Source organism: Saprospiraceae bacterium, from assembly GCA_016714025.1.
In the GTDB taxonomy this organism is placed as follows: domain Bacteria; phylum Bacteroidota; class Bacteroidia; order Chitinophagales; family Saprospiraceae; genus Vicinibacter.
This window is the reverse complement of the sequence record JADJOB010000002.1, coordinates 1,637,874-1,661,254: the sequence shown is the minus strand read 5'-3', so window position 1 is coordinate 1,661,254 and position 23,381 is coordinate 1,637,874. Positions and strand designations below refer to the sequence as shown.

Here is a 23,381-nt window from a genome sequence, read left to right as displayed (position 1 = left end):
GTTCTTACTCTGTAATAATCATCTTTTTAGTAACGGTATTTGATTGATAGTCAATCTGGTAATAGTATACTCCTGCCTGATTGATCTTTGCATTGGATAATTGGTATTCATTATATCCTTTTTTCATCTCTACACGTTCCTTTAACTGTATTTTTCCTGCAAGGTCATAGATACTGATCTGTACTTCTCCTGCTTGCGGTAACATCATTCCTATTGTCGTCTCTTGCGTCCATGGATTGGGTTCGTTTTGCATTACTACAAATTCCTGTTCGCTCATACCTGCAAAATTCATCACCACCTGACCTTCTTCTCCACTTCCCTTTACTACCGATACTGCTGGTGTGATTCCTGAATTTACTATAAGGCTTTCTGACATCCGAATGTTTTGTTTGGCTTTGTACTTCAACTTCATGATCCATTCTCCATTTGTCATCGGGCCATTGTAACTAAATGTCAATTTCCCTTCAGATGCATGTTGCGTTGAATAATTATCGTCCCGTACGCGTATCGCTGTGTTACCTTCTACTCCTTCCAAATCCAACTTTCTTGCATCCCACTGCATGGTAAACTGCATTCCTTCATAATCCGAACCGTTTTTAACTTTGATCAATACTTCTCCCGTTTGACCAACTTCCAGTTGCTGTTCTGTTGTCTCTAATTCCAGTGTCTTATTACTTCGTGTCGTGCTGTTTCCAAATCCTTTGGTCAATGCATTATTTGTTACATCTCCCGTTTTGATTGCAAAGAAATCCAATTTCATATCGGATGTCAATCCGTTGATCTCGTAACTCTCCGGGAAATTTTCATTCAATGAATTGGTTACATCATTAAATGAATACAACTGGTGTACAAATCTCCAGCTTGTATTTCCTGGTACATCATTTGTCACGCCCAAGATCAATCTTCTTAAATCGGATATATCTTTTGCTGTGATGCTCTTACTACGGTTTACATCCGCTGCAATCATTTTATATGCTGTACTCAAGGGTTCCAATCCCAATATGTGTCTTTGGATTTTTACTATGTCTGCAGTACTTACTCCATTCAACCATCCGTCTGTTTTACTTGGACTTACCGTTACGCTTTGTCCGTTTGGTAATTGTAAGAATGAATACTTGCCTTCGATATCTGTCTTCACTTCATTCAGTCCGCTGTTTACCAAATTGATCGACACATTTTGTACACGGTCATCTTTTTCCGTTGCTATGATTCCTTCTACATTCGAATTTCTGATATTCGGTGGACAAAATCCCAGGTTATCCTGTACGTCTATAAACGTTCTGCAGAATGAGGTATTGCCATTGATATCCGTTACCCACAACTCTACTGCTTGTAAGCCACGGTCATCGCAATCATACACCCGGTATTTATCATTCGTATCCGCTGAAAAACTTAATGCTACATAATACCCACAATTGTGATACGAGCCCGCATCAAAATCTTTTGCCCATACAGTATCCATTGCTGTATCTGGTATGCCGTCTCCATCTAAATCCATTGGCGTTAGATTGGTCGATACTCCATTCAAACAATACGCTACCGGTGGTTTGCAATTCCTTAGATCCATTACAAAACTTTCCTTCGCTGTGTTTCCACATCGATCCTCTACTTCCCACTTCACCGTATGTCTGCCCAAGGGCCACGTTCCACTTGCGACTCGTTCTCCGATTCCTGCTCTCACTACATCGATCGTTCCATCGCTGTCAAAATCTATCTTATACGTATACAACATCAACAACGGATCTGTACAATCGTCTCCTGCTTCTATTGAAAATGTTACTGGAATCGGTCTACAGTTTACATCGTAACTACATATTACTGTATCCTTCGTAATACGATCTATTGTCGGATCTATTAAATTTCTTACTTTGATATATTGCGTATCCTGCCAGATGATCACATTGTTATCTATATCCCGCTGGCACCAATCGATTACTTTCCATACCCGTATGATTTTAAAACATGGATCCCCGGGTACAGTTGCTGACAATACGTGGTCGTGATAGGCATATCCGACTAAACTACATTCGTCATCATTCACTACTGGTTTTCCATATGGGTATGCTAATCGCTCTGGGATCAACTCATCCGGATTGCAGATTCCAAATGTATCCAGATCATCCGGAAAGTCGATGTCACTGGCATCAAAACTTTCGTGATTGATTACTGTGATTAATTGATAACATGACGGGCTTCTGTTGCCTTGTTGATCTACCGCCGTGAAATATCTATAGAAATAACCTAGTCCGCATTGATTCAATCCGCCATAGTCTTGTTCTTCTATTATTTCCGGTGGACAATTATCTTGTGCCAAGCCATCTAATGGGTGGCCTCCGATATTATGCCAGTAGTTTGGATCGATTACGATCTTCTCTCTTAAACTTTGTTCCGTTACTACTTTTCCAAATACTTCTAAATGATTCCGGTCTATATCAAATCGACAATCTACTGTAATATTTGGTGGACAGCTGATTAGCGGAATGTCTTTATCTTGTACGTCTACACTTACCATGCAGATCGCTTCATTTCCGCTGTGATCGATCGCTTTAAATCCTACCATGATCGTCTTGCCTACATCCTCACAACAAAATCCTACTTCCGGACCCCAATCGTCGGCTCCTCTCGCTCCACACGCTCCGTCATCCATCCGTCTGACTTCAAAGTGGTGTAACTGGCATTCATCAAAACTGCCATCGTCAAATACTTCTGCAGGTACCCAATTGTAGCCGCTATGATTTAATGCTACTACCGTATTGCGATCGCATACCGCTACAGGTTCTGTTTCATCTCTTACATGAACGATTATATACGTTTCTGTTAAATTGTAACAGCCGTCATACACTCTATAATATACTGTATCTTCTCCTACAGGTAAATTTACATAACCGCCATTTTGGTTTTCCAATACTCCTCCTGGATAGATGATATCGATTCGCAAATTATTATGGCACGCATCCACTGCCTCGATGCTTGGTAACAATACCCGCGCTTCGCAATCACGTCTTCCTGTTGTCGCTTCAAATCCGTATGGCATGTGTGTGATTTCCGGACCGGTGATATCACGAATAATTAGAATCTGTAATGAATTGCTTACTATTTCCTGATTACACCACCATTCACGGACTGTCCAGGTGCGCATGATCTTTCTAACACAATTGATTTCACCCAAATCCAAATCTTCATAACCTATCCAAATATTACAATCCAACAAGGAATTAAGTGGCCATATATTTTGAAATGAACCATTATGTAAATAAAAATATGGGACACCTGCTATTGTTGGACTTGGATGACCATTAGCATCTTCTTCAAAAGGCTGATCGCAATAAAAATCAAAGGGATAAAATGGCAAATAAATATCGGATGCTTCAATTCGCTCAACCAAAATGGTATCCGTACATACATCTGTAAGTCCGTTGTAATCTGTAATTTGCAAATCCCTATAAACTGCTTTTAAATATTCATCATTGCAATCAAAATGTTCTATCCGTTCATCTATTGTTTTAACTGAGTAATGACTGCAGTCAAATCCATCATAAGTTAATGGAAAAAAATGATGAAATGAATAGCAATCCGTAGTATCAGCCCTGCATATGATGGTCGGTGCCAATTTATCTTCAATGACTATATCCGCCCAACAACTATTACCGGTCATTGTATCCAATACAGTTGCAGTGATATGTTGACCTAAATAAAGTTCGTTGATAGGATTTGGAACTGGTTTACCATAATGAGTAAGATTCACTTCAAATGCCGGATAACATGTATAACTACCAGTTAACACCATGGTAGGCGTAACTGTGGCCTGGCAATTTTCATCCAAAGAAACATTGATATTTTTACAAGACAAGGCGCCATTCGGAGCACAAAGATTGATACCAAACTCTCCGATTGCAAATCCTGATGCATTTGGATCAACATTGATCGTTATGGATGTCAAAGTGCAACCCGGAGTTGTATAAAATGCAAAACCTGTAGCTCCAGCAATCCCTGAAACAGAAATTAATCCTGAAGAGGTTCCATCATTTGCAAATGCCTCTACATCAAAATCTGCAAATACATTTGGCTCCACATAAACATAAAATGCATTGGTACCAAAAGGCAGCGTAATGGTTATTGTTTGATCATTTACAAAGTAAACATCCCCCAGATATCCATGTGACCAGGTAGCCCATCCAACACCAATGGCTGTATGACCGGCAGCTGCTGAAAAATCTATGGCTGTTGTTTGACTGGCATCGGCAAATACTTGAGTTTCACTTGCATATGGTCTAGTATCCGGTGCAAAGGGTGTCATAAGATAGGGTCCAACAAACGCACCGGGTGCATTTGTACCAAAGCTCCCATCAAATACAATACCTGCATTTGTCGGAGAAACCACCGTAAATTGGAGAAATAATAAACTGATAATCAGCGAAGTAGTAAATTTCATTTGAATGGATTTTAGTAAATAAATTACTTCGCTAAATCCGAGAACTGTGCTAAAAGGAATACAATTGGGATGTTTCCTACTGCAAACTTAAGTCTTTTTTTTATATATTATAATTTTTTCTCATATTTTTTAAAATAAAAGCCCCTGGAATTACATCCAAGGGCTTTTCACTACTTCTATTTTTGATTTCTTACTCTGTAATTATCATCTTTTTAGTAACGGTATTTGATTGATAGTCAATCTGGTAATAGTATACTCCTGCCTGATTGATCTTTGCATTGGATAATTGGTATTCATTATATCCTTTTTTCATCTCTACACGTTCCTTTAACTGTATTTTTCCTGCAAGGTCATAGATACTGATCTGTACTTCTCCTGCTTGCGGTAACATCATTCCTATTGTCGTCTCTTGCGTCCATGGATTGGGTTCGTTTTGCATTACTACAAATTCCTGTTCGCTCATACCTGCAAAATTCATCACCACCTGACCTTCTTCTCCACTTCCCTTTACTACCGATACTGCTGGTGTGATTCCTGAATTTACTATAAGGCTTTCTGACATCCGAATGTTTTGTTTGGCTTTGTACTTCAACTTCATGATCCATTCTCCATTTGTCATCGGGCCATTGTAACTAAATGTCAATTTCCCTTCAGATGCATGTTGCGTTGAATAATTATCGTCCCGTACGCGTATCGCTGTGTTACCTTCTACTCCTTCCAAATCCAACTTTCTTGCATCCCACTGCATGGTAAACTGCATTCCTTCATAATCCGAACCGTTTTTAACTTTGATCAATACTTCTCCCGTTTGACCAACTTCCAGTTGCTGTTCTGTTGTCTCTAATTCCAGTGTCTTATTACTTCGTGTCGTGCTGTTTCCAAATCCTTTGGTCAATGCATTATTTGTTACATCTCCCGTTTTGATTGCAAAGAAATCCAATTTCATATCGGATGTCAATCCGTTGATCTCGTAACTCTCCGGGAAATTTTCATTCAATGAATTGGTTACATCATTAAATGAATACAACTGGTGTACAAATCTCCAGCTTGTATTTCCTGGTACATCATTTGTCACGCCCAAGATCAATCTTCTTAAATCGGATATATCTTTTGCTGTGATGCTCTTACTACGGTTTACATCCGCTGCAATCATTTTATATGCTGTACTCAAGGGTTCCAATCCCAATATGTGTCTTTGGATTTTTACTATGTCTGCAGTACTTACTCCATTCAACCATCCGTCTGTTTTACTTGGACTTACCGTTACGCTTTGTCCGTTTGGTAATTGTAAGAATGAATACTTGCCTTCGATATCTGTCTTCACTTCATTCAGTCCGCTGTTTACCAAATTGATCGACACATTTTGTACACGGTCATCTTTTTCCGTTGCTATGATTCCTTCTACATTCGAATTTCTGATATTCGGTGGACAAAATCCCAGGTTATCCTGTACGTCTATAAACGTTCTGCAGAATGAGGTATTGCCATTGATATCCGTTACCCACAACTCTACTGCTTGTAAGCCACGGTCATCGCAATCATACACCCGGTATTTATCATTCGTATCCGCTGAAAAACTTAATGCTACATAATACCCACAATTGTGATACGAGCCCGCATCAAAATCTTTTGCCCATACAGTATCCATTGCTGTATCTGGTATGCCGTCTCCATCTAAATCCATTGGCGTTAGATTGGTCGATACTCCATTCAAACAATACGCTACCGGTGGTTTGCAATTCCTTAGATCCATTACAAAACTTTCCTTCGCTGTGTTTCCACATCGATCCTCTACTTCCCACTTCACCGTATGTCTGCCCAAGGGCCACGTTCCACTTGCGACTCGTTCTCCGATTCCTGCTCTCACTACATCGATCGTTCCATCGCTGTCAAAATCTATCTTATACGTATACAACATCAACAACGGATCTGTACAATCGTCTCCTGCTTCTATTGAAAATGTTACTGGAATCGGTCTACAGTTTACATCGTAACTACATATTACTGTATCCTTCGTAATACGATCTATTGTCGGATCTATTAAATTTCTTACTTTGATATATTGCGTATCCTGCCAGATGATCACATTGTTATCTATATCCCGCTGGCACCAATCGATTACTTTCCATACCCGTATGATTTTAAAACATGGATCCCCGGGTACAGTTGCTGACAATACGTGGTCGTGATAGGCATATCCGACTAAACTACATTCGTCATCATTCACTACTGGTTTTCCATATGGGTATGCTAATCGCTCTGGGATCAACTCATCCGGATTGCAGATTCCAAATGTATCCAGATCATCCGGAAAGTCGATGTCACTGGCATCAAAACTTTCGTGATTGATTACTGTGATTAATTGATAACATGACGGGCTTCTGTTGCCTTGTTGATCTACCGCCGTGAAATATCTATAGAAATAACCTAGTCCGCATTGATTCAATCCGCCATAGTCTTGTTCTTCTATTATTTCCGGTGGACAATTATCTTGTGCCAAGCCATCTAATGGGTGGCCTCCGATATTATGCCAGTAGTTTGGATCGATTACGATCTTCTCTCTTAAACTTTGTTCCGTTACTACTTTTCCAAATACTTCTAAATGATTCCGGTCTATATCAAATCGACAATCTACTGTAATATTTGGTGGACAGCTGATTAGCGGAATGTCTTTATCTTGTACGTCTACACTTACCATGCAGATCGCTTCATTTCCGCTGTGATCGATCGCTTTAAATCCTACCATGATCGTCTTGCCTACATCCTCACAACAAAATCCTACTTCCGGACCCCAATCGTCGGCTCCTCTCGCTCCACACGCTCCGTCATCCATCCGTCTGACTTCAAAGTGGTGTAACTGGCATTCATCAAAACTGCCATCGTCAAATACTTCTGCAGGTACCCAATTGTAGCCGCTATGATTTAATGCTACTACCGTATTGCGATCGCATACCGCTACAGGTTCTGTTTCATCTCTTACATGAACGATTATATACGTTTCTGTTAAATTGTAACAGCCGTCATACACTCTATAATATACTGTATCTTCTCCTACAGGTAAATTTACATAACCGCCATTTTGGTTTTCCAATACTCCTCCTGGATAGATGATATCGATTCGCAAATTATTATGGCACGCATCCACTGCCTCGATGCTTGGTAACAATACCCGCGCTTCGCAATCACGTCTTCCTGTTGTCGCTTCAAATCCGTATGGCATGTGTGTGATTTCCGGACCCTCAACATCTTTGATTATTATCAGCTGTTGACTGTGTCTTACAATTTCTTGATTGCACCACCATTCACGGACTGTCCATAAACGCATGATCTTCCAAACACAATTGATCTCACCTAAATCCTGATCTTCATAAGTTATCATTATATTGCAATCCAACAACTCATTTAATGGCCATATTTCATTCTGAGTCCCATCGCTTTGAATGATGTATGGCACTCTGGTAACTACTGGACTTGGATGTCCATCTTTATCTTTTAAATACTTTGTAGTACAACTAAAATTAGTAAAATTAAGTGAAGGCAATACAACATCTTCTGCTTTTATTCTTCTTACAAAAATTGTATCCGTGCAATAACTTGACAGACCCTGATCATCCTTAATCTCAACATCTCTATAAACTGCTTTTAAAAATGCAGTATCACAATATAAATGCTCAATGTGCTCATCTATCGTACTTACAGTATAATGACTACAGTCTTTGCCTTCATATTGCAGAGGGAATTTCTCAACAAACAAATTGCAATCCACAGTATCAGCCCTGCATATGATGGTCGGTGCCAATTTATCTTCAATGACTACATCACTCCAACAACTATTTCCAGTAGTTGGATCCGTAACTGTAGCAACTAGGTGTTTATTTAAATAGTGTGAATCAACAGGATTGGGTACCGGTTGACCATAATAAGTTAAACTCACATTAAACACATCGTAACAATTATAAGTACCTGCGAGTAACATTTCAGGTGTAATTAAAGCCTGACAATTTTCATCAAGGGATACATTGATATTCTTACATGAAATACTAGTTGAGCCAATCACATTAACAGTAAAACTACAAGTTGCAGTTTGTCCGACTGCATCACATACTTGATACACATTGGTAGTAACTCCCGGTGGAAAAGGATTGCCTGAAGGTATCCCACTAATTAATTTTATTTGGAGTCCACCTTCAAATTCTATAATATGTCTTCTGCTAAAAAAATCATTTGGCAAATCATACCAGGTCCCTGCAATTAAATCCCAAAAGAAAACATAATCTCCGTCAATAATACCAGGTTGCAGCGGTCCCCAATTAGTAAACCCTAAAGGCTCACCGGTTGTCCATTTATAATCACCAAGTATCGGAAAATATCTTAAACCGATCCAATACTGGTTGTCAAATAATCCAACAAGGGTTGAAATGTTTGAAGTTAAAAAATTATTCTCTGCTGCATCTTCAATTGTAACCAAATGACCTCCAAGTTGCGCTGCAATGGTATTGGCAGTTAACCAATTGGTTTGGTTTGCCAATCCGGGAGGAGAAATAAAATAAGTATTCCCATTATGAATTCCTAAAAATTGATATCCAGGAGGAAGTACCGGATTGGTATTGATACAATTATCAGATGCCTCTACATTATAGCAGTACACACGATTGCAATCAAACGTATCTAACAAGATCGTTGCATTTGAAGGACATGTTATGGTTGGTGGAGCATCCGTTAGTGTAAATGTAAATGTGCATAAACTAATATTACCAGCACAATCCCGGATATGATATTCAACGGGGTAGGTTCCTGCACCCACTGGAGTTCCATTACCTGCTCCTGGTGAAGTCTCAGGCCTAGGACCAGCAGTTTGTATAATTAACAAATTATCATATACAAAATTATGAATGGTCAATAACGTTTGAGGTCCCAAATTATTTGATTGCACGGTAAAGCAAAGTATGTCGCCTTGATTAACATTAATGGTAACGGTACCGCTTGCAAATGATCCCAGACCATTCGGAGTAAGTTGAACAGTATTTCCATTGATTGAATAAAATGCATGGTCTCCAGCGAATGATGCACTTATGCCTGTCTTTCTTGCTCTCCAATTAAAGGTAATGGTCCCAAAACAGGGTGCTGTATAGCACATAACAGCATTGGAATTATTGGCAGGAGTTCCACCTAATGTACCTCGAATTCTAATAGAATCCGGTGTAAAATCACTAAACTGGGCTGTTCCTCCTGCTCCGGATACAACTTGAGTCCAATTTGCAAATGAAGTGGTATTGGTAAATCCATAAGTAGTTGAATGGCAATCATCAAAACCCGTTGGGGGTGGCCAATAAATTGATTGTACACAAACACCATTTGAAATAGCCATTGTAAAATCCTGTGGACAAGTCAACACAGTTGGAGGTGTCACATCATTTGCACAATTTACTTGTGCAACCGTAACATTATTAAACATAAAAGCACAAATGCCAATGGTTAAAATCAGCGAAGTAGTAATTTTCATTCTTGAGAATTTGAATACGAAAAAAAATCTTCGCTAAATCCGGCAAAAGCCCTAATAAGTATAGATTTTGGGAAATCTGTGGCAAACATAAATCAAATAATTAACATATTATATATTTTTTACATATTTTATTTTGAAAAAATTAAGTTCAACCTTAAAAAAAAAAAAAAAAAACAGCTCCTGTATTCCTACAGGAGCTGAAAAACGAAACCGATTACTACACACTATTTCTTCAGACCTTAGTCGATTAAAATCATGCGTCTGAATAAATTGTATTTATTTGATTTAAGCTGGTAATAATAGATTCCGCTCCGATCTAATTGATTCTTCTGAATTTCGATTTCGTGATACCCTTTATTATAGTTTGCTCTTGTTTCATAAATTAGCTTACCATTTATATCCACAATTCGAATTTCAATATCAGATCGTTCTGATATTTGGAATGGTATAATTGTAGACTGCTTAAATGGATTCGGAATATTCTGGAACAAACTGATTCCTTCCTGTCCACTATACTGATTTATAAAATCAACCCGCAAAGGTGCTGATTCCCCATTGGTATAATAAACTTCACAGTTAAATGCATTTGCATTCATTTCAACTATATCACTCAATTTGCAATTAGCATTTGCACGAATTCGGAGTTTAATGACCCAATCATTTTCGCTATGCTCCCCTTTAACATAGGATACGCGTATGCTATTGGTTTGAGCATTCAACTGGTACATTTCCTCAGAAAGTGTTCCTGTTGCATCCTCTAAAACACTCACAATACTCGCTTTTGATGGGTCCAACTGGATTTCAAACTGCATTCCATCCAATTCATCAAATCGATTCAAATTAAACTCAATGTCATAATCTTGAGCCTTTTGAAGATTCAAATCATTTGCAACTAACAATCGGGTATTTTGATTCCTAACCGCAACCTTGTCATTGAATTGTAACGGATTATTGGAATCGTCTACATCTCCAATTTTAACACCAGTAAAATTGATGTAATGGTTTTTATTGATATTGTCAATCTGGAAACTGGTTGGATAGTTTTCATTTAATGGATCTTCCTGATCTTTAAATTGGTAATCCGTCAATAAAAATTTCCAACTTGGACTATTTGCAAATCGATCTGTTTTACCTAAAATCAACTTTCTGATTTCCACAACGTCTGCCGCTGTAACGCGTTTGTTGGCGTTTACATCTGCCGCAATAAATTTCAAAGGATCTGTAAACGTTGCAATTCCCAGTATATGGCGCTGGATATGGATGATATCTGCTGTAGAAACACCATTCAGCGGATTAATATCATGTTGTGCCGCCACTTTATAACTACCTCCGTTAGGCATATTGTAAAATCCATAAAAACCATCCGTTCTGGTTTGGGTTAAACCATTGATTCCATCATTAAGCATTACATCAATTCCAGGCATATAGGTACCTTTTCTGCTTTGAACCAAACCCTTAACATGTGAAGAGAATGTGATACCACAAATCGTATCCTGATCCACCGCCTGCAAGAACGTTTTGCATGAATCCATATTCCCTGCAAAGTCCATAAAATAAACTACTACTGCAGTTGTGTATTCAAAATTTGTAATTGAATCACAACAAATTGTCCGAATGGTATCATTAAAATCATTACGATCGAACGATGATTTAATCAATATAGAATCCGTACAATTATCATGAATTCTCGCTATAAAATCTCTGGCATTGAAATCTGCACAACCATTATCGCGAATTTTCTTTACAACTTTTCTGCAAGTAAATTCTGGAGCAACGGTATCTATTACAGTAATCCGTACAGATTTCGATGAAATATTACAACAAGCATCCTCTGCAGTAAACACCACTGTAGTTACACCCGGTGGATAAAATCCAGAGGCATCTTCAAAATCATTAAAGCCATAAGGAGAATCGTTTGTGATGATGATCGAAGCAGAATCACAATTATCTACATGTGCCTTTAAGATTATAAAATTATTACAGGTTGAATCATTTGCATATACTGTAGTATCACTTACTCCCAAAATATTTGGAGAGTTAGGATCATCTCTTATGATAAGTTGAACAAAATTGAAGGTAGCATTACTGCAACTATCAAAAATTGTCCAGGTCCTTTCAATGTCACAGGTATTTCTAATTCTGCAGAGATTTGTATCAACATAAGTTATCAATGGTTTGAAACAACTGATTCCAGCTGTATCAAATGAAGGAAATCCTGTATTTGCCGGGTCAATGCTTTCACATTCATCTATTGTAATTGGAGAAGTCGGCCAATTAATGTCCTGATCCTCCAATGGATCTGCATTGTTAATTACAATGGTCTGAAAGCAAGAATCTCTATTACCTGAAGCATCAATTGCAACAAACTTTCTGGTAATTGATCCGATACCACAAATATTCTGAGATCTGGTAACTGTTTCTATAATTACTACGCCAGGACAATTGTCTCCTGCATTTGCTACTCCAAATTTTGTCAGATCATCTGTATTTACACTACAATCAACTGTAACATTTGCAGGACAACTGATTTGAGGCGGAATGTCTTCTATTACAGTAACTTTTACAGTACAGGTTGCCGTATGATTGCAACTGTCTTTTGCTGTAAAGACCACAAAAGTCATTCCTACCGGAAACGTACTGGGTGCATTGTTTGAAAATGTAACACCCGTATTGCAAGAATTATTCAATCGTGGATTCCTCAATTGGAATGTAGCTCCACAAGAATTTGGATCAGCGCTGACTATAGTATCCGGTTGACAGGTTATAGATGGTGCTTCCTGATTTTTTGTAATTAAATGTTGAGTAAACATTGGCCGCTGACTGAGACTGCATGAATTTACTGCAGTCCATTTTCTCAGGACAGTCCGACATTCACCACTTCCAACAACTGAATCCCGGAAAGTAAATGTTACAAATCCACAATAATCCCTTCTCAAGCTGGGGGATCCTGTAATACCAGGATTTAAATTCGGATTGCAGGAGAAGGTAGTCACTGTATCCACAGGCCAGATAATATCATTCGGATTTAAATCAACATCTCTGGTAATCCGCTGGATGTGGAAAATAGTAGAATCATAGTTGGGCCTGCACTGAATACGCACACTCCAATTACGCTCTACGATATAACATACTTCAACATTTGAAGTAGATATAGTATCATCTTTATAACTTGCTTTAATTGAATCACAGGTACATAGGGCTACTGGATATCCATTCAATGAATCCGGTAAAAACGGTTTCTTACAATCCGTGATGGTTAAATCAGCCGGGAAATTAATTCTCGGTCCATTTGGATTTGTAACTTTCAATACTTGCTTAAAGCTAAATTGCTGACGGAATTGCCCTGAACTGCATTCATTGGCAACCACCCAGGTCCGATGAATTATCTTACAAGTATCATTGGTTGAAATGGTCTGGTCAGAAAATGTAATACTTACATATCCGCAGTAGTCTCTCATTAATCTTGGAACATTATTTATCAAGGATGTGTCAACATATCCTGGACAATTTGTTACAACTACGGTATCCTTTGGCCATTTTATATCCAATGGATCAAGATTAATCCGAATGGTAATAATTTGAGTTCCTTTAAAGGTTCCACTTACTTCTGGAGGACAATTATAGGTTGAAGTCCACTTCCTATAAATAACATAGCAGGTATTTGGAACATTTTGCACTACAGAATCCTGATAAGTATGCGTAAATACATTACAAGGACAGTTTAGTTTTGGAAAGCCATTTAAAGAATCTGGCAATAATGATTTTTTACAATCTGTAACTGTTAAATCATCCGGGAAATCTACTTGCGGTCCATTCGGTTTTACAACTTTCAATAATTGATTGAAGCTGAATTGCTGTCTGAATTGACCTGCGCTACATTCATTTCCAACTGTCCAGGTCCTGCGAATTTTACGACAGGTGTCATTTTGTAAGATAATCTGATCAGTAAATCGAATGCTTACATAACCGCAATAATCCTTTCTTAATCTCGGGACATTGTTTATTATGGAAGTATCCACTGATCCTCGGCAATTATCTACATACACAGAATCTGATGGCCATATAATATCATTTGGATCTAAATTAATCCGTACAGTAATAATCTGGGTTCCCGTAAATGTTCCAGTTGCTAAAGGTGGACAATTAAAAGTAGAAGTCCATTTTCGGTAAACTACATAACAGGTATTTGGAATATTGCTTACAATAGAATCCTTAAAATTATGCACTGTAAAATTGCAAGGGCAATTGGTGCGTGGGAATCCATTTAAAGAATCCGGTAACAAGGGCTTCTTACAATCGGTGACGGTTATATTGTCAGGCACAATAAAGCGTATGCCCGCTCCTTCAAGCACTTTTAATACTTGGCGGAAACCATATGATTGTGATGGATTGCATTTACTAAATACGGTCCAGATTCTTTCATAGAAAATACAATCTTGTTCGCGTCTGATTTCTTTATCGGTGTACATCAACATCACATTTCCGTTGTGTACACAAAAGCGTGGAACTTCACCAATCAATGCGGTATCAATAGAACCAATACAATTATCTACGATAAATGAATCTTTTGGCCAAACAATATCAGATTCTTTTAAATCTGTTGTGACCACGATCAATTGAGTACGGTCAAATGTTCTGTTTGGTTCACCGGCACATTCGAAATCAACTCTCCAATTCCTATAAACTGCAAAACATGCATTTGGGTAATTGAATGCGATACTGTCTTTGTAATTTGTTGATTTATGAGTACAACCTGTACAATTACCAATTGAAGGTTTAGAGTTAATTATTTCAGGATTAGTCTGTTGACTGCAATCGGTAATGGTAACATTTGGTGGAAATTTAACACAACCGCATAAGTCTATTTTATTGTTATCCTGAATATCAATAAATGTATTGCAACATGCTTGTTTTCCATTGGATGCTGTTATACATAAAGTAACCACACGACGGCCTATACTATCACAATCGTAAGTAATTGATTTATTAGAAGTATCACGTCCAAAGGAATAGGTAATAGGATATCCACATGGATGATACGAGCCCTGATCAAAATCCTTAGCCCAAATCGTAACCAATTCTGCATCGATACTTCCATTACCATTTAAATCCATTGGCACCAGAGAAGTTGAAAGTCCAACTCTGCAATAAGCAATTGGTGGTTTGCAGTTTATAATTTCGAAATTTCGCTCGCAGACTGCTTTGTTACCACAACGATCCTCAAAAACATACTTTATTTTATGCTTTCCAAGTTTGTAAAAACCACTTGCATCAATTTTTGCACCAACTCCTAAGTCAGAATAATCTTCAATTCCATCCTGATCTAAATCAATATGGTATTCCCAGATTAATTCATTATCAGGTGTGCATAAATCATGTCCTGTAGCAACCAAATAGGCATCACCTCCTAAACAGCTCGTATCAATGATCGCAAATGTAGTGTCTTTGCATCCGGTTAAAAATTTCGGAGGATCTGTATTAAATACTTTGAGTATTTGTTCGTGTACGAAAATTGCTGGATTGCCGCCTGGTAAGAAAATTGGAGAATTGTATCTACACCAATCTACAACTTTCCATTTACGGATAATTTTATAACAAGCATCGCTTCCGTTTATAAATCTGAATACATGATCTTCATAGGATGTACCAACCAAATCACAAAAATCTTCTGTAATTCGTGGGAATCCATAAATTGAAGGCAAGGTCTCTGGCAATAAACCATTTGAAATACAGGTATTGGTATCTAAATCCTCTGGCCAAACAATATCCTTCGAACTAAATGGATCAGGATTTACTACCGTAATACGCTGCACACATACATCATATCCAAAAGAATTCCCTGCAATAAATATGCGATCAATATAGCCTTCCCGGCATTGATTGATTTGAACATCCAGGCTGTCTCTAAAAGTTACATTGCAATTGTCAGAAACAGTTGGTGTGCCAAATTCAGAAAGATCATTTAAATCATAATGATAGTCGCAATTGATAGTTACATCGTGTGGACAATAAATATGTGGAATGGTTTTGTCTTGTACTTCTACTAGAACCATACAAGTATTTTCGTTTCCATGTTCATCAGTAACTTTAAACATAACCATCACTTCATTTCCAACATCTGAACAACAGAATTTTATGGAATCTCTGAAAACTTCGCCGTCCCGATCACAAGGTGAATTAGGACTCATACGGCGTACCTGCATTGATTTAATATGGCAATCATCATAACTTCCATCATCAAATACAGTTCCCGGAACCCAAACTTCACCAAACCGATCTAAGGTCACTACCGTTTGACGGTCGCAAACAGCAACAGGTGGTGTGCGATCATAAACCGCCACTTCCATATTACAGGTTGATGAATTGTAACATAAATCGTATACTGTAAATCTCAACAAGTATTCTCCTTCAGGTAGATTTACATAGGAAGCTTTGAAGTCTTTTACAAATCCCCCATCATAGGATAAATCAATGCGTGAAATCTCTCCGCAACTATCAAACACCTTTGGCATAGGAATCCAAACATCCCGATCACAAGTCTTAGAATTTGTGGTAGTTGTAATATTATATGGGCACTCAATGGTCGGTGCGATTGTATCTATAATCTCAATTAATTGCGGATAATTCAGTTGTTCAAATGTAGTGCAATACCAGATTGTAAACTTCCAGTTGCGGATGAATTTACGCACACAATTTTTACCATTGATAAAATCAATATCCTCATAACTTACTGCATAATCGCAATACGTATTGTCCGTATTTGGCCAGGCTGGTAAACCGCGATATGTAGGAATACCGGTTACAGAAGGCAATGGATGTCCCAATGAATCTGTTGCAAATCTTGAACAGATCAGTGGATTTAAATTTGCCCGAATCAATGAATCTGGAAATACAATTGAATCCAGATTGATGCGGCGTAAAAATACATTCGTTGTACAAGGAAGTGATACATTTCCAGAATGATCTTTTGCGATATAAACCCGAGTAACAATTTTAGAATAATTTGGATCACAGGGTGTATTTTCTATTTTCTCATCCAAAACGATTTGCTCCGGATTTGGATCACAATTATCATTTATAAAAGGTTTTAAATATGAACGCATCAAAGTGCAATCAATCGTATCGTTTAAGCACACGATGGTCGGTTTAACTTTATCTTCAACGGTTACATTTGCCCAACATGCATTTCCATTACATACATTGATGAGTTTTGCAACCAATGTTTTTCCAATGTGCGAATAGTATAACACATTATTTGGAACCAGGGATCCATCTTTGTTAAATACCATTACAGCATACGAACTATAATCGTACGGCCCCCCTAATAATAACATTTGAGGTGTGATTTGCACCTGGCAATTGTTATCTAATGATACCTGAATAGCTCCAATGCAACTGATTGTTCCAGAAGTTGAGCCAATGGTAACCGGAATTTGCAAAGGACTATAACAAGAATCAGTCTGGTCAACCTCTACAGTCAAGATATGGGTGGATCCAATGCTACCTGTCCATTCTACGTCGATAGCACTTTTAAATGGATTGGTAACAATCGTTCCCCCTGTTAATAAGGTCCAGCTATAAACAGCATTTGGAATATTTTTTACTTCATAGCGAATGGTTTGACCAGCACAAACATTATTCTGAGATTTTAATAAAATTGGATCTTTATAATAACATTTATTAACGCCAGTACTTAATTTAACACCATTCTGGTTTGAAAGAATGAATGAATAGCCAATGCCATCAACATGATTTCCTCTTATGGTATAAATACTGGTACCGTCACCTAAATTAGTTTCATCCAATACATAACCACCAGGTCCTGTAACAAAAGGAATTGGAATATTTGGTGGAGATTGACTGAGTTCATGATATAAACCAGTTACCTGATAAATAAACCAGGTATCTCCGGAAATAGACCTAAAAGATATTTCTTCATAAAACTGTCCGTCGTCTTGATTCGTTGCATTATCCAAACAGAAGCAAGGAACAGAACGTTCTAAGTCAACCACAATAATCCCGGCAGGATCCGCATCGTCTTCATCTTCTAATCCTTCAGGAAATGGATCCGCAGAACTACCATCTGAATCATCAAATACAATTCCTCCTTTGTCATTTTCCAAATCATCGTCCGGATTGGAATCATCGTCAATCACATTACCATAATTTACAGCACGGAAAATTTCAGCACGATTTACTAAAATTCCAGGCAGTTGATTTGGATCCACCCGGAGGTTTATAAAAACTGTCACACTGTCACCTGGTAATAATCCATCTTGTGGCAATCGACCATTTTTAGGAGTCATATTGTAATAAGCACGCGTAATACCAGGTTCTACATGTCGAATCTCCCAATCAGCATCTTCTAAAATTAAACCATCAGGAATGTAATCAACCAATTCCAATTCATCTGCTTTTACTATTCCTTGATTGTAAACCCGGATTCTAAACTTAATGGGTTCTCCTTTTTTAACAATAGCCTGGTCAATATCTTTAACCAAAGCCAGGTCAAAATTTACAGGATTGGATTCAGCACCATCATGATCATCTTCATCCAATGCTCCATGGTCGTCGAGTACATTATCTTCGGCTGAACCTGGAACTCCTCCTTTATCATTATTGCTGATTGCATCCGGATTTGAATCAAAATCTACTGCAATTTTTCCAGAATTATCTTCAGCATAAGCTATTTCAGCATAATTCGGAATAAATTTCCCCTCATCCAATACTTTAATTACTAATTGAATGGTAACTGCAAACGACTCACCTGGATTCAATTGATCTATATGTTTGATAGAGACTACGTTTGGATTTATAACTGTCCAATCTGCATTTAATTCTTGCAGGTAGATATAGCTTGTATGTAAATAATCGACTACATCAATATTTTTCGCAATTACATTTCCCTGATTAAATACCTCAATTTTGTATTCAACAGTATCTCCTTTGCGGTATGCAATTCGATCTCCAATTAATTTTTTTCTTAACGCTAAGTCAAATACTGGAATACCGGCCGGATCTTCATCGTCTTCATCCAAAGAAGCATCAAGATCAGTTGCATTATCAGTTATGGTGTTTACTTCTCCTCCTAAATCGTTGGTTGGATCAGTATCCGGCGTGCTATCAAAATCACGATCTGAAATATCAATACCTTTCAAATCGAATATGTGTGAAATTTCTGCACGATTGATTAAAAAGGAAGGAATAACACTTGCGATATTTTTTAAAGAAAGGTCAACACTGAAGCTGGCGCCCGCTTGCAATGAATTGGTTCCAGCATAGGTCAATAGATTTCCTTGAGCACTCCAGCCATTCGATGCTGATTCCGGTGTTAATTCAAAACCATTAGGCATTAAGTCTGTAATTTCAATATCACGTACCGCTACATTGCCCTGGTTAATTATTTGAATCGAAAATGAGGCCGTTCCATTGTACTTTAATGGACTTCCTGTAGTATATTTTTTAATTAATGCTAAATCCATAAGCAACAATGCTTCCGGATCCGAATCATCTTCATCAAAAATGCCATCCCCATTAAATATATTATCAGTGGCAGTAAATACCTGCCCACCTGCATCATTTCCATCATTATAATCTGGATTAGAATCCCAATCGCGATTGCTATAATCTTCGGAACCCAATCCTTCAATAGAGGTAATTTCTGCTCTGCTAAGCAATTCATTTGGTTTTGCATTGGCATTCACACGAACTAATAAATCAAGTGTAGTACATGCAGTCGGTGCAAGTTCAGTTGCAATTACATTTCTTAATACAGTACCTACTTTAAACCAACCGTGATTATCAAATGGACTTACTTCCAAACCAAGGGGTAAATAATTTACAATTCCTATATTTCTTACAGGCGTATTTGCCTGATTACATACTGTAACTTGTAATAAAACATCCTGGTTCTTTTTTACTGGCTTGGTTTCCGTAGTGGTAAGAATTAAAGCCAGATCCAATATTTGAATGGATGCTGGATCCTGATCGTCTTCATCAATACTTCCATCATCCTGGATCATGTTATCTGTACTGGCATACAATACACCTCCTGCATCATTGCCTTGAATTTGATCAGGTGTACTATCGTAATCTTTCAGACTAACACCGGAAGCATCATACATACCAGCAATTTCTGCAACATCAATCAAATTTGCCAAATCTCTGGATTTCAATCGAAGTGCAATGCTTACTGTTTTCGATTGACCCGGTAAAATAATCTCATTTAATTTCAAGAAAGCCTTTGTACCATTCAATGTCCAGGAAGGATTTAATCCTTGTTCGAATTGAAATCCTGATGGAATATAATTTACCAGGTCTAAACTATTTACAGCTACATTTCCTTGATTGTAAATTTCCATATTGAAATAAACAATCTCATTTAATTTAACTGGTGCTGTATTGCTTGTTTTATTTAATAAAGCCAAATCTACCAAGGGCAAAGACTCACGATCATGATCATCCTCATCGTTTGGATTTGAAACCAGTACGTTATCTGTTTCCGTATTTGGAATGCCCCCTTTATCATTATCTTCAATGGTATCTGGTGTTGAATCTTCATCTTTTAAATTTAATCCGGATGCATCCGTCATCTTGGAAATTTCTGCGGTATTGATAATTTCAGATGGCTTGGATGATTTATTTAATCTCAAATGAATTGGAACAATCAATTCTTTTTGTGGATCTAAGCCTGTGCTAATATTGTAGCGTGCTTGGGTTCCGTCAAAGGACCATGCTGGATTTAAACCAGGTTCAAATGTGAAATAGTCTTTTACATAATCAGTAATTTCAATATTTGGGATGGCTTGATTTCCTTGATTTTGCACCAGAATATTAAAAGTAACTACATCTCCGGCTTTAACTGTTTTAGAACCGTTTACTTGTTTAATTAATGCAAGGTCATAAATTTTTTCTGGAACAGGTACCTGAACAGGTTTCGTTTTTACAAAACCCATGTCAAAACTAAAATCATTTTGACCGGATCCACCTGTATGAACTTTTATAATTGGATATCCTGCAAAATCAGGGCAATCTGGAACTGAAGCTAAATCAGCATCGCTATTTATTAATTCAATTCCTGATGTTATCGTATGAATTGCTAATTTAAATGTATCGGATGCTATAATTAATTTTCCAAGCGATTTGCTAAATGCAGGATCGTTGACAAGAATATAATAATCTTCAAATGACTTAATTGGATCGGTTATTCCATCTCCATCAAGATCTACATTCGTACTATTAAATAGATAGTTTCCATTGGCATCTGTTGTGGTTGTTCCTATTAAATTGCATTGGCTGTCATACAATGAAATTTGAAGATTGCGCATGGCTTGTTCGCCAGCATCCTGCATTCCATTTTCATTGTCATCGATCCATACATAATTTCCAATTTCCAAAGGAATGCGTGGACACAATAAAGCCATGTCACCCAATCCGGAAGATTTTCCGTATGACGAACTGGATGAATTATACAATTGAATAGCAGAAGATTTCTTACCATTTAGGGTGCTGTACTTGTGTAATCCACCAGCAAATGATTCATAAATTGGATCAAAAACGGCATTGACCACACTTGGAGTACCTTTCAATACACAAACACTTCCAAAGGAAGTTTCAGGGTGCAATCCAGGACCAATAGTCCAAAAATCATCTCCAAAAAATTCACCACCACCCGGTCCTTCAAAATTATAAGGTCCGCTACCGGTGCGACTTCCAGCTACTCCTTTGTTTTCTAAAAACCAGGATGTACCGCTTTTATAAAGCATTAATATATCTCCATAAGTTCCAGTTAAGGGATAGACTGGATCACAATATGTATGTCCTGTGCGATCAGCAATCCCCAGGATCATAAAGTTGTCATCTGCAAAAGCGATATTGGTAAGCCATTGAGAAACTGGACGCTCCACGGTTGGATTTGATAACCAATACTCGCGGGCAAATGAACTTGAAAAAATAAGATTAAACGATTTGGATAACAGATTAAACTGATAAATATGAAATGCAAAGTCATTTTTATTTTTGCTGGTTTCAGCGGTGCAGGTAACTCCTAGGTAAACCTGACCATTGTAATATTCAACTGCACCAACAACATAATCACCTTGATTGCATCCAGGATCCGGAATTTTAATTTCCAATATAGAAGATGCCGTTGGATGATCCGTTGGAATAATAACCAGAGACTTATTGTATAAATTCGTCACAAATAAATACTGGTCATCATCTGAAATATCCATGTCCCCCAAACCACTTTTTCCAACAAGCTTCGAGTATCCGCAATCTAAAGGATTCAAAAATTGTCCGGGACCTGTTTGAATACCATAGGTATTTAAATTTAAAAATAATTCTGTACTTGGTTTTGCAGGATCTGTAATATAAATACCTCCTGAACCACCTACTCCTAATGCGGCTCCGTATTTAATAAATGCAGATGAATACAATGCTTGTCTGGAACGATTAAATGCCAATCCCCAAACCGAACCGGTTTGATTTTGCATCGCAATTTTAGAAGGCATTGTCGAACTCTTAAATTGAAATGGCATTTGAATTAAGGTAGGTGCTGCATCCGAACCATCAGCTTTTACAAAACAGCTTGTAAATACGTTTGCTATTTCCGGTGCGCAGAGTGCTTCTTTATTTTGCAATCCAAAATTGACATCACAAGCAGGTGCGGTTGTAAAACGAATGTCGTGAGCTCCCTGGGAAGATGATTTTGCAAAATAAAAATCTGCTGGCTTTTGCATTTCCAGGCGATACACGATGTTATTGACCAGACCACTGAGGCGGTAGGTCCCATTTACATCCGAAATAGCTTGTGCTACAAGTTGTCCATCCTTTCCAAAAGCCAAAATCTTGACTTGGGATTGGAGCAGATCTTGTGCATCCAATTGACCATTGTAATTCTGGTCCAGGAATACAATTCCCTGGATTTCATTTGGCTTTGTCTGACATTGCGTATAGGAACGTGTTTGACAAAATGAAATCAATGCTGGAACTAACAGCAAAGCCATCCGACGAAATCCCATAGCGGAACGTGTCAAATGAAAAAATCCAGTTGTGTGTGTACGTATTAGTTTTCTCATTTTATGAATCAATAAGTTTGGCTCAAAATTTTGTGATTCAGACGTTCTGCATGCGCAGCACGATCCGAACCAGTTGCTAACTCGTTGATTACTAAAGAGATGGAGACTAGTGGGATGAAAATACTATATATATCTCCAATGCAAATATATAACTTATTACAATTTAATCATCAAAACATTAAAAAAAATTAAATATGAATTATTTATATTTAAATATTACGTTAAATTGTAATATTTATTTAACTGATTAATAATATATTAGATAATATAAATTAAAACGACCTTTTTCAGAATTAGAAAGCATAAATTCGTTACATATATAATTATACACTTATATACTTTCTGATTCCCATTCTGCTGATTCAGC

3 protein-coding genes are annotated in these 23,381 nt (G+C 37.6%); all 3 read right to left on the bottom strand.

From position 1 onward, the window contains the following. Positions 1-4 precede the first annotated feature (4 nt). Positions 5-4,432: a T9SS type A sorting domain-containing protein gene (locus IPJ80_09760; protein MBK7913769.1), complete on the bottom strand. Its 4,428-nt coding sequence runs from the start codon at positions 4,430-4,432 to the stop codon at positions 5-7. Positions 4,433-4,622: 190 nt separating this feature from the next. Further along, positions 4,623-9,935, bottom strand: a complete 5,313-nt coding sequence (locus tag IPJ80_09755) for a T9SS type A sorting domain-containing protein (protein ID MBK7913768.1) — start codon at positions 9,933-9,935, stop codon at positions 4,623-4,625. A 239-nt stretch (positions 9,936-10,174) separates the two neighbouring features. Next, positions 10,175-23,014 (bottom strand): HYR domain-containing protein, encoded by a 12,840-nt coding sequence (locus IPJ80_09750; GenBank protein MBK7913767.1) that lies wholly within the window; start codon positions 23,012-23,014, stop codon positions 10,175-10,177. Positions 23,015-23,381: the final 367 nt, after the last annotated feature.

Bases quoted from the DNA above. Each gene is read 5' to 3' on its own strand.
- IPJ80_09750 (MBK7913767.1), bottom strand. From the start codon at position 23,014: ATGAGAAAACTAATACGTACACACACAACTGGATTTTTTCATTTGACA.
- IPJ80_09755 (MBK7913768.1), bottom strand. From the start codon at position 9,935: ATGAAAATTACTACTTCGCTGATTTTAACCATTGGCATTTGTGCTTTT.
- IPJ80_09760 (MBK7913769.1), bottom strand. From the start codon at position 4,432: ATGAAATTTACTACTTCGCTGATTATCAGTTTATTATTTCTCCAATTT.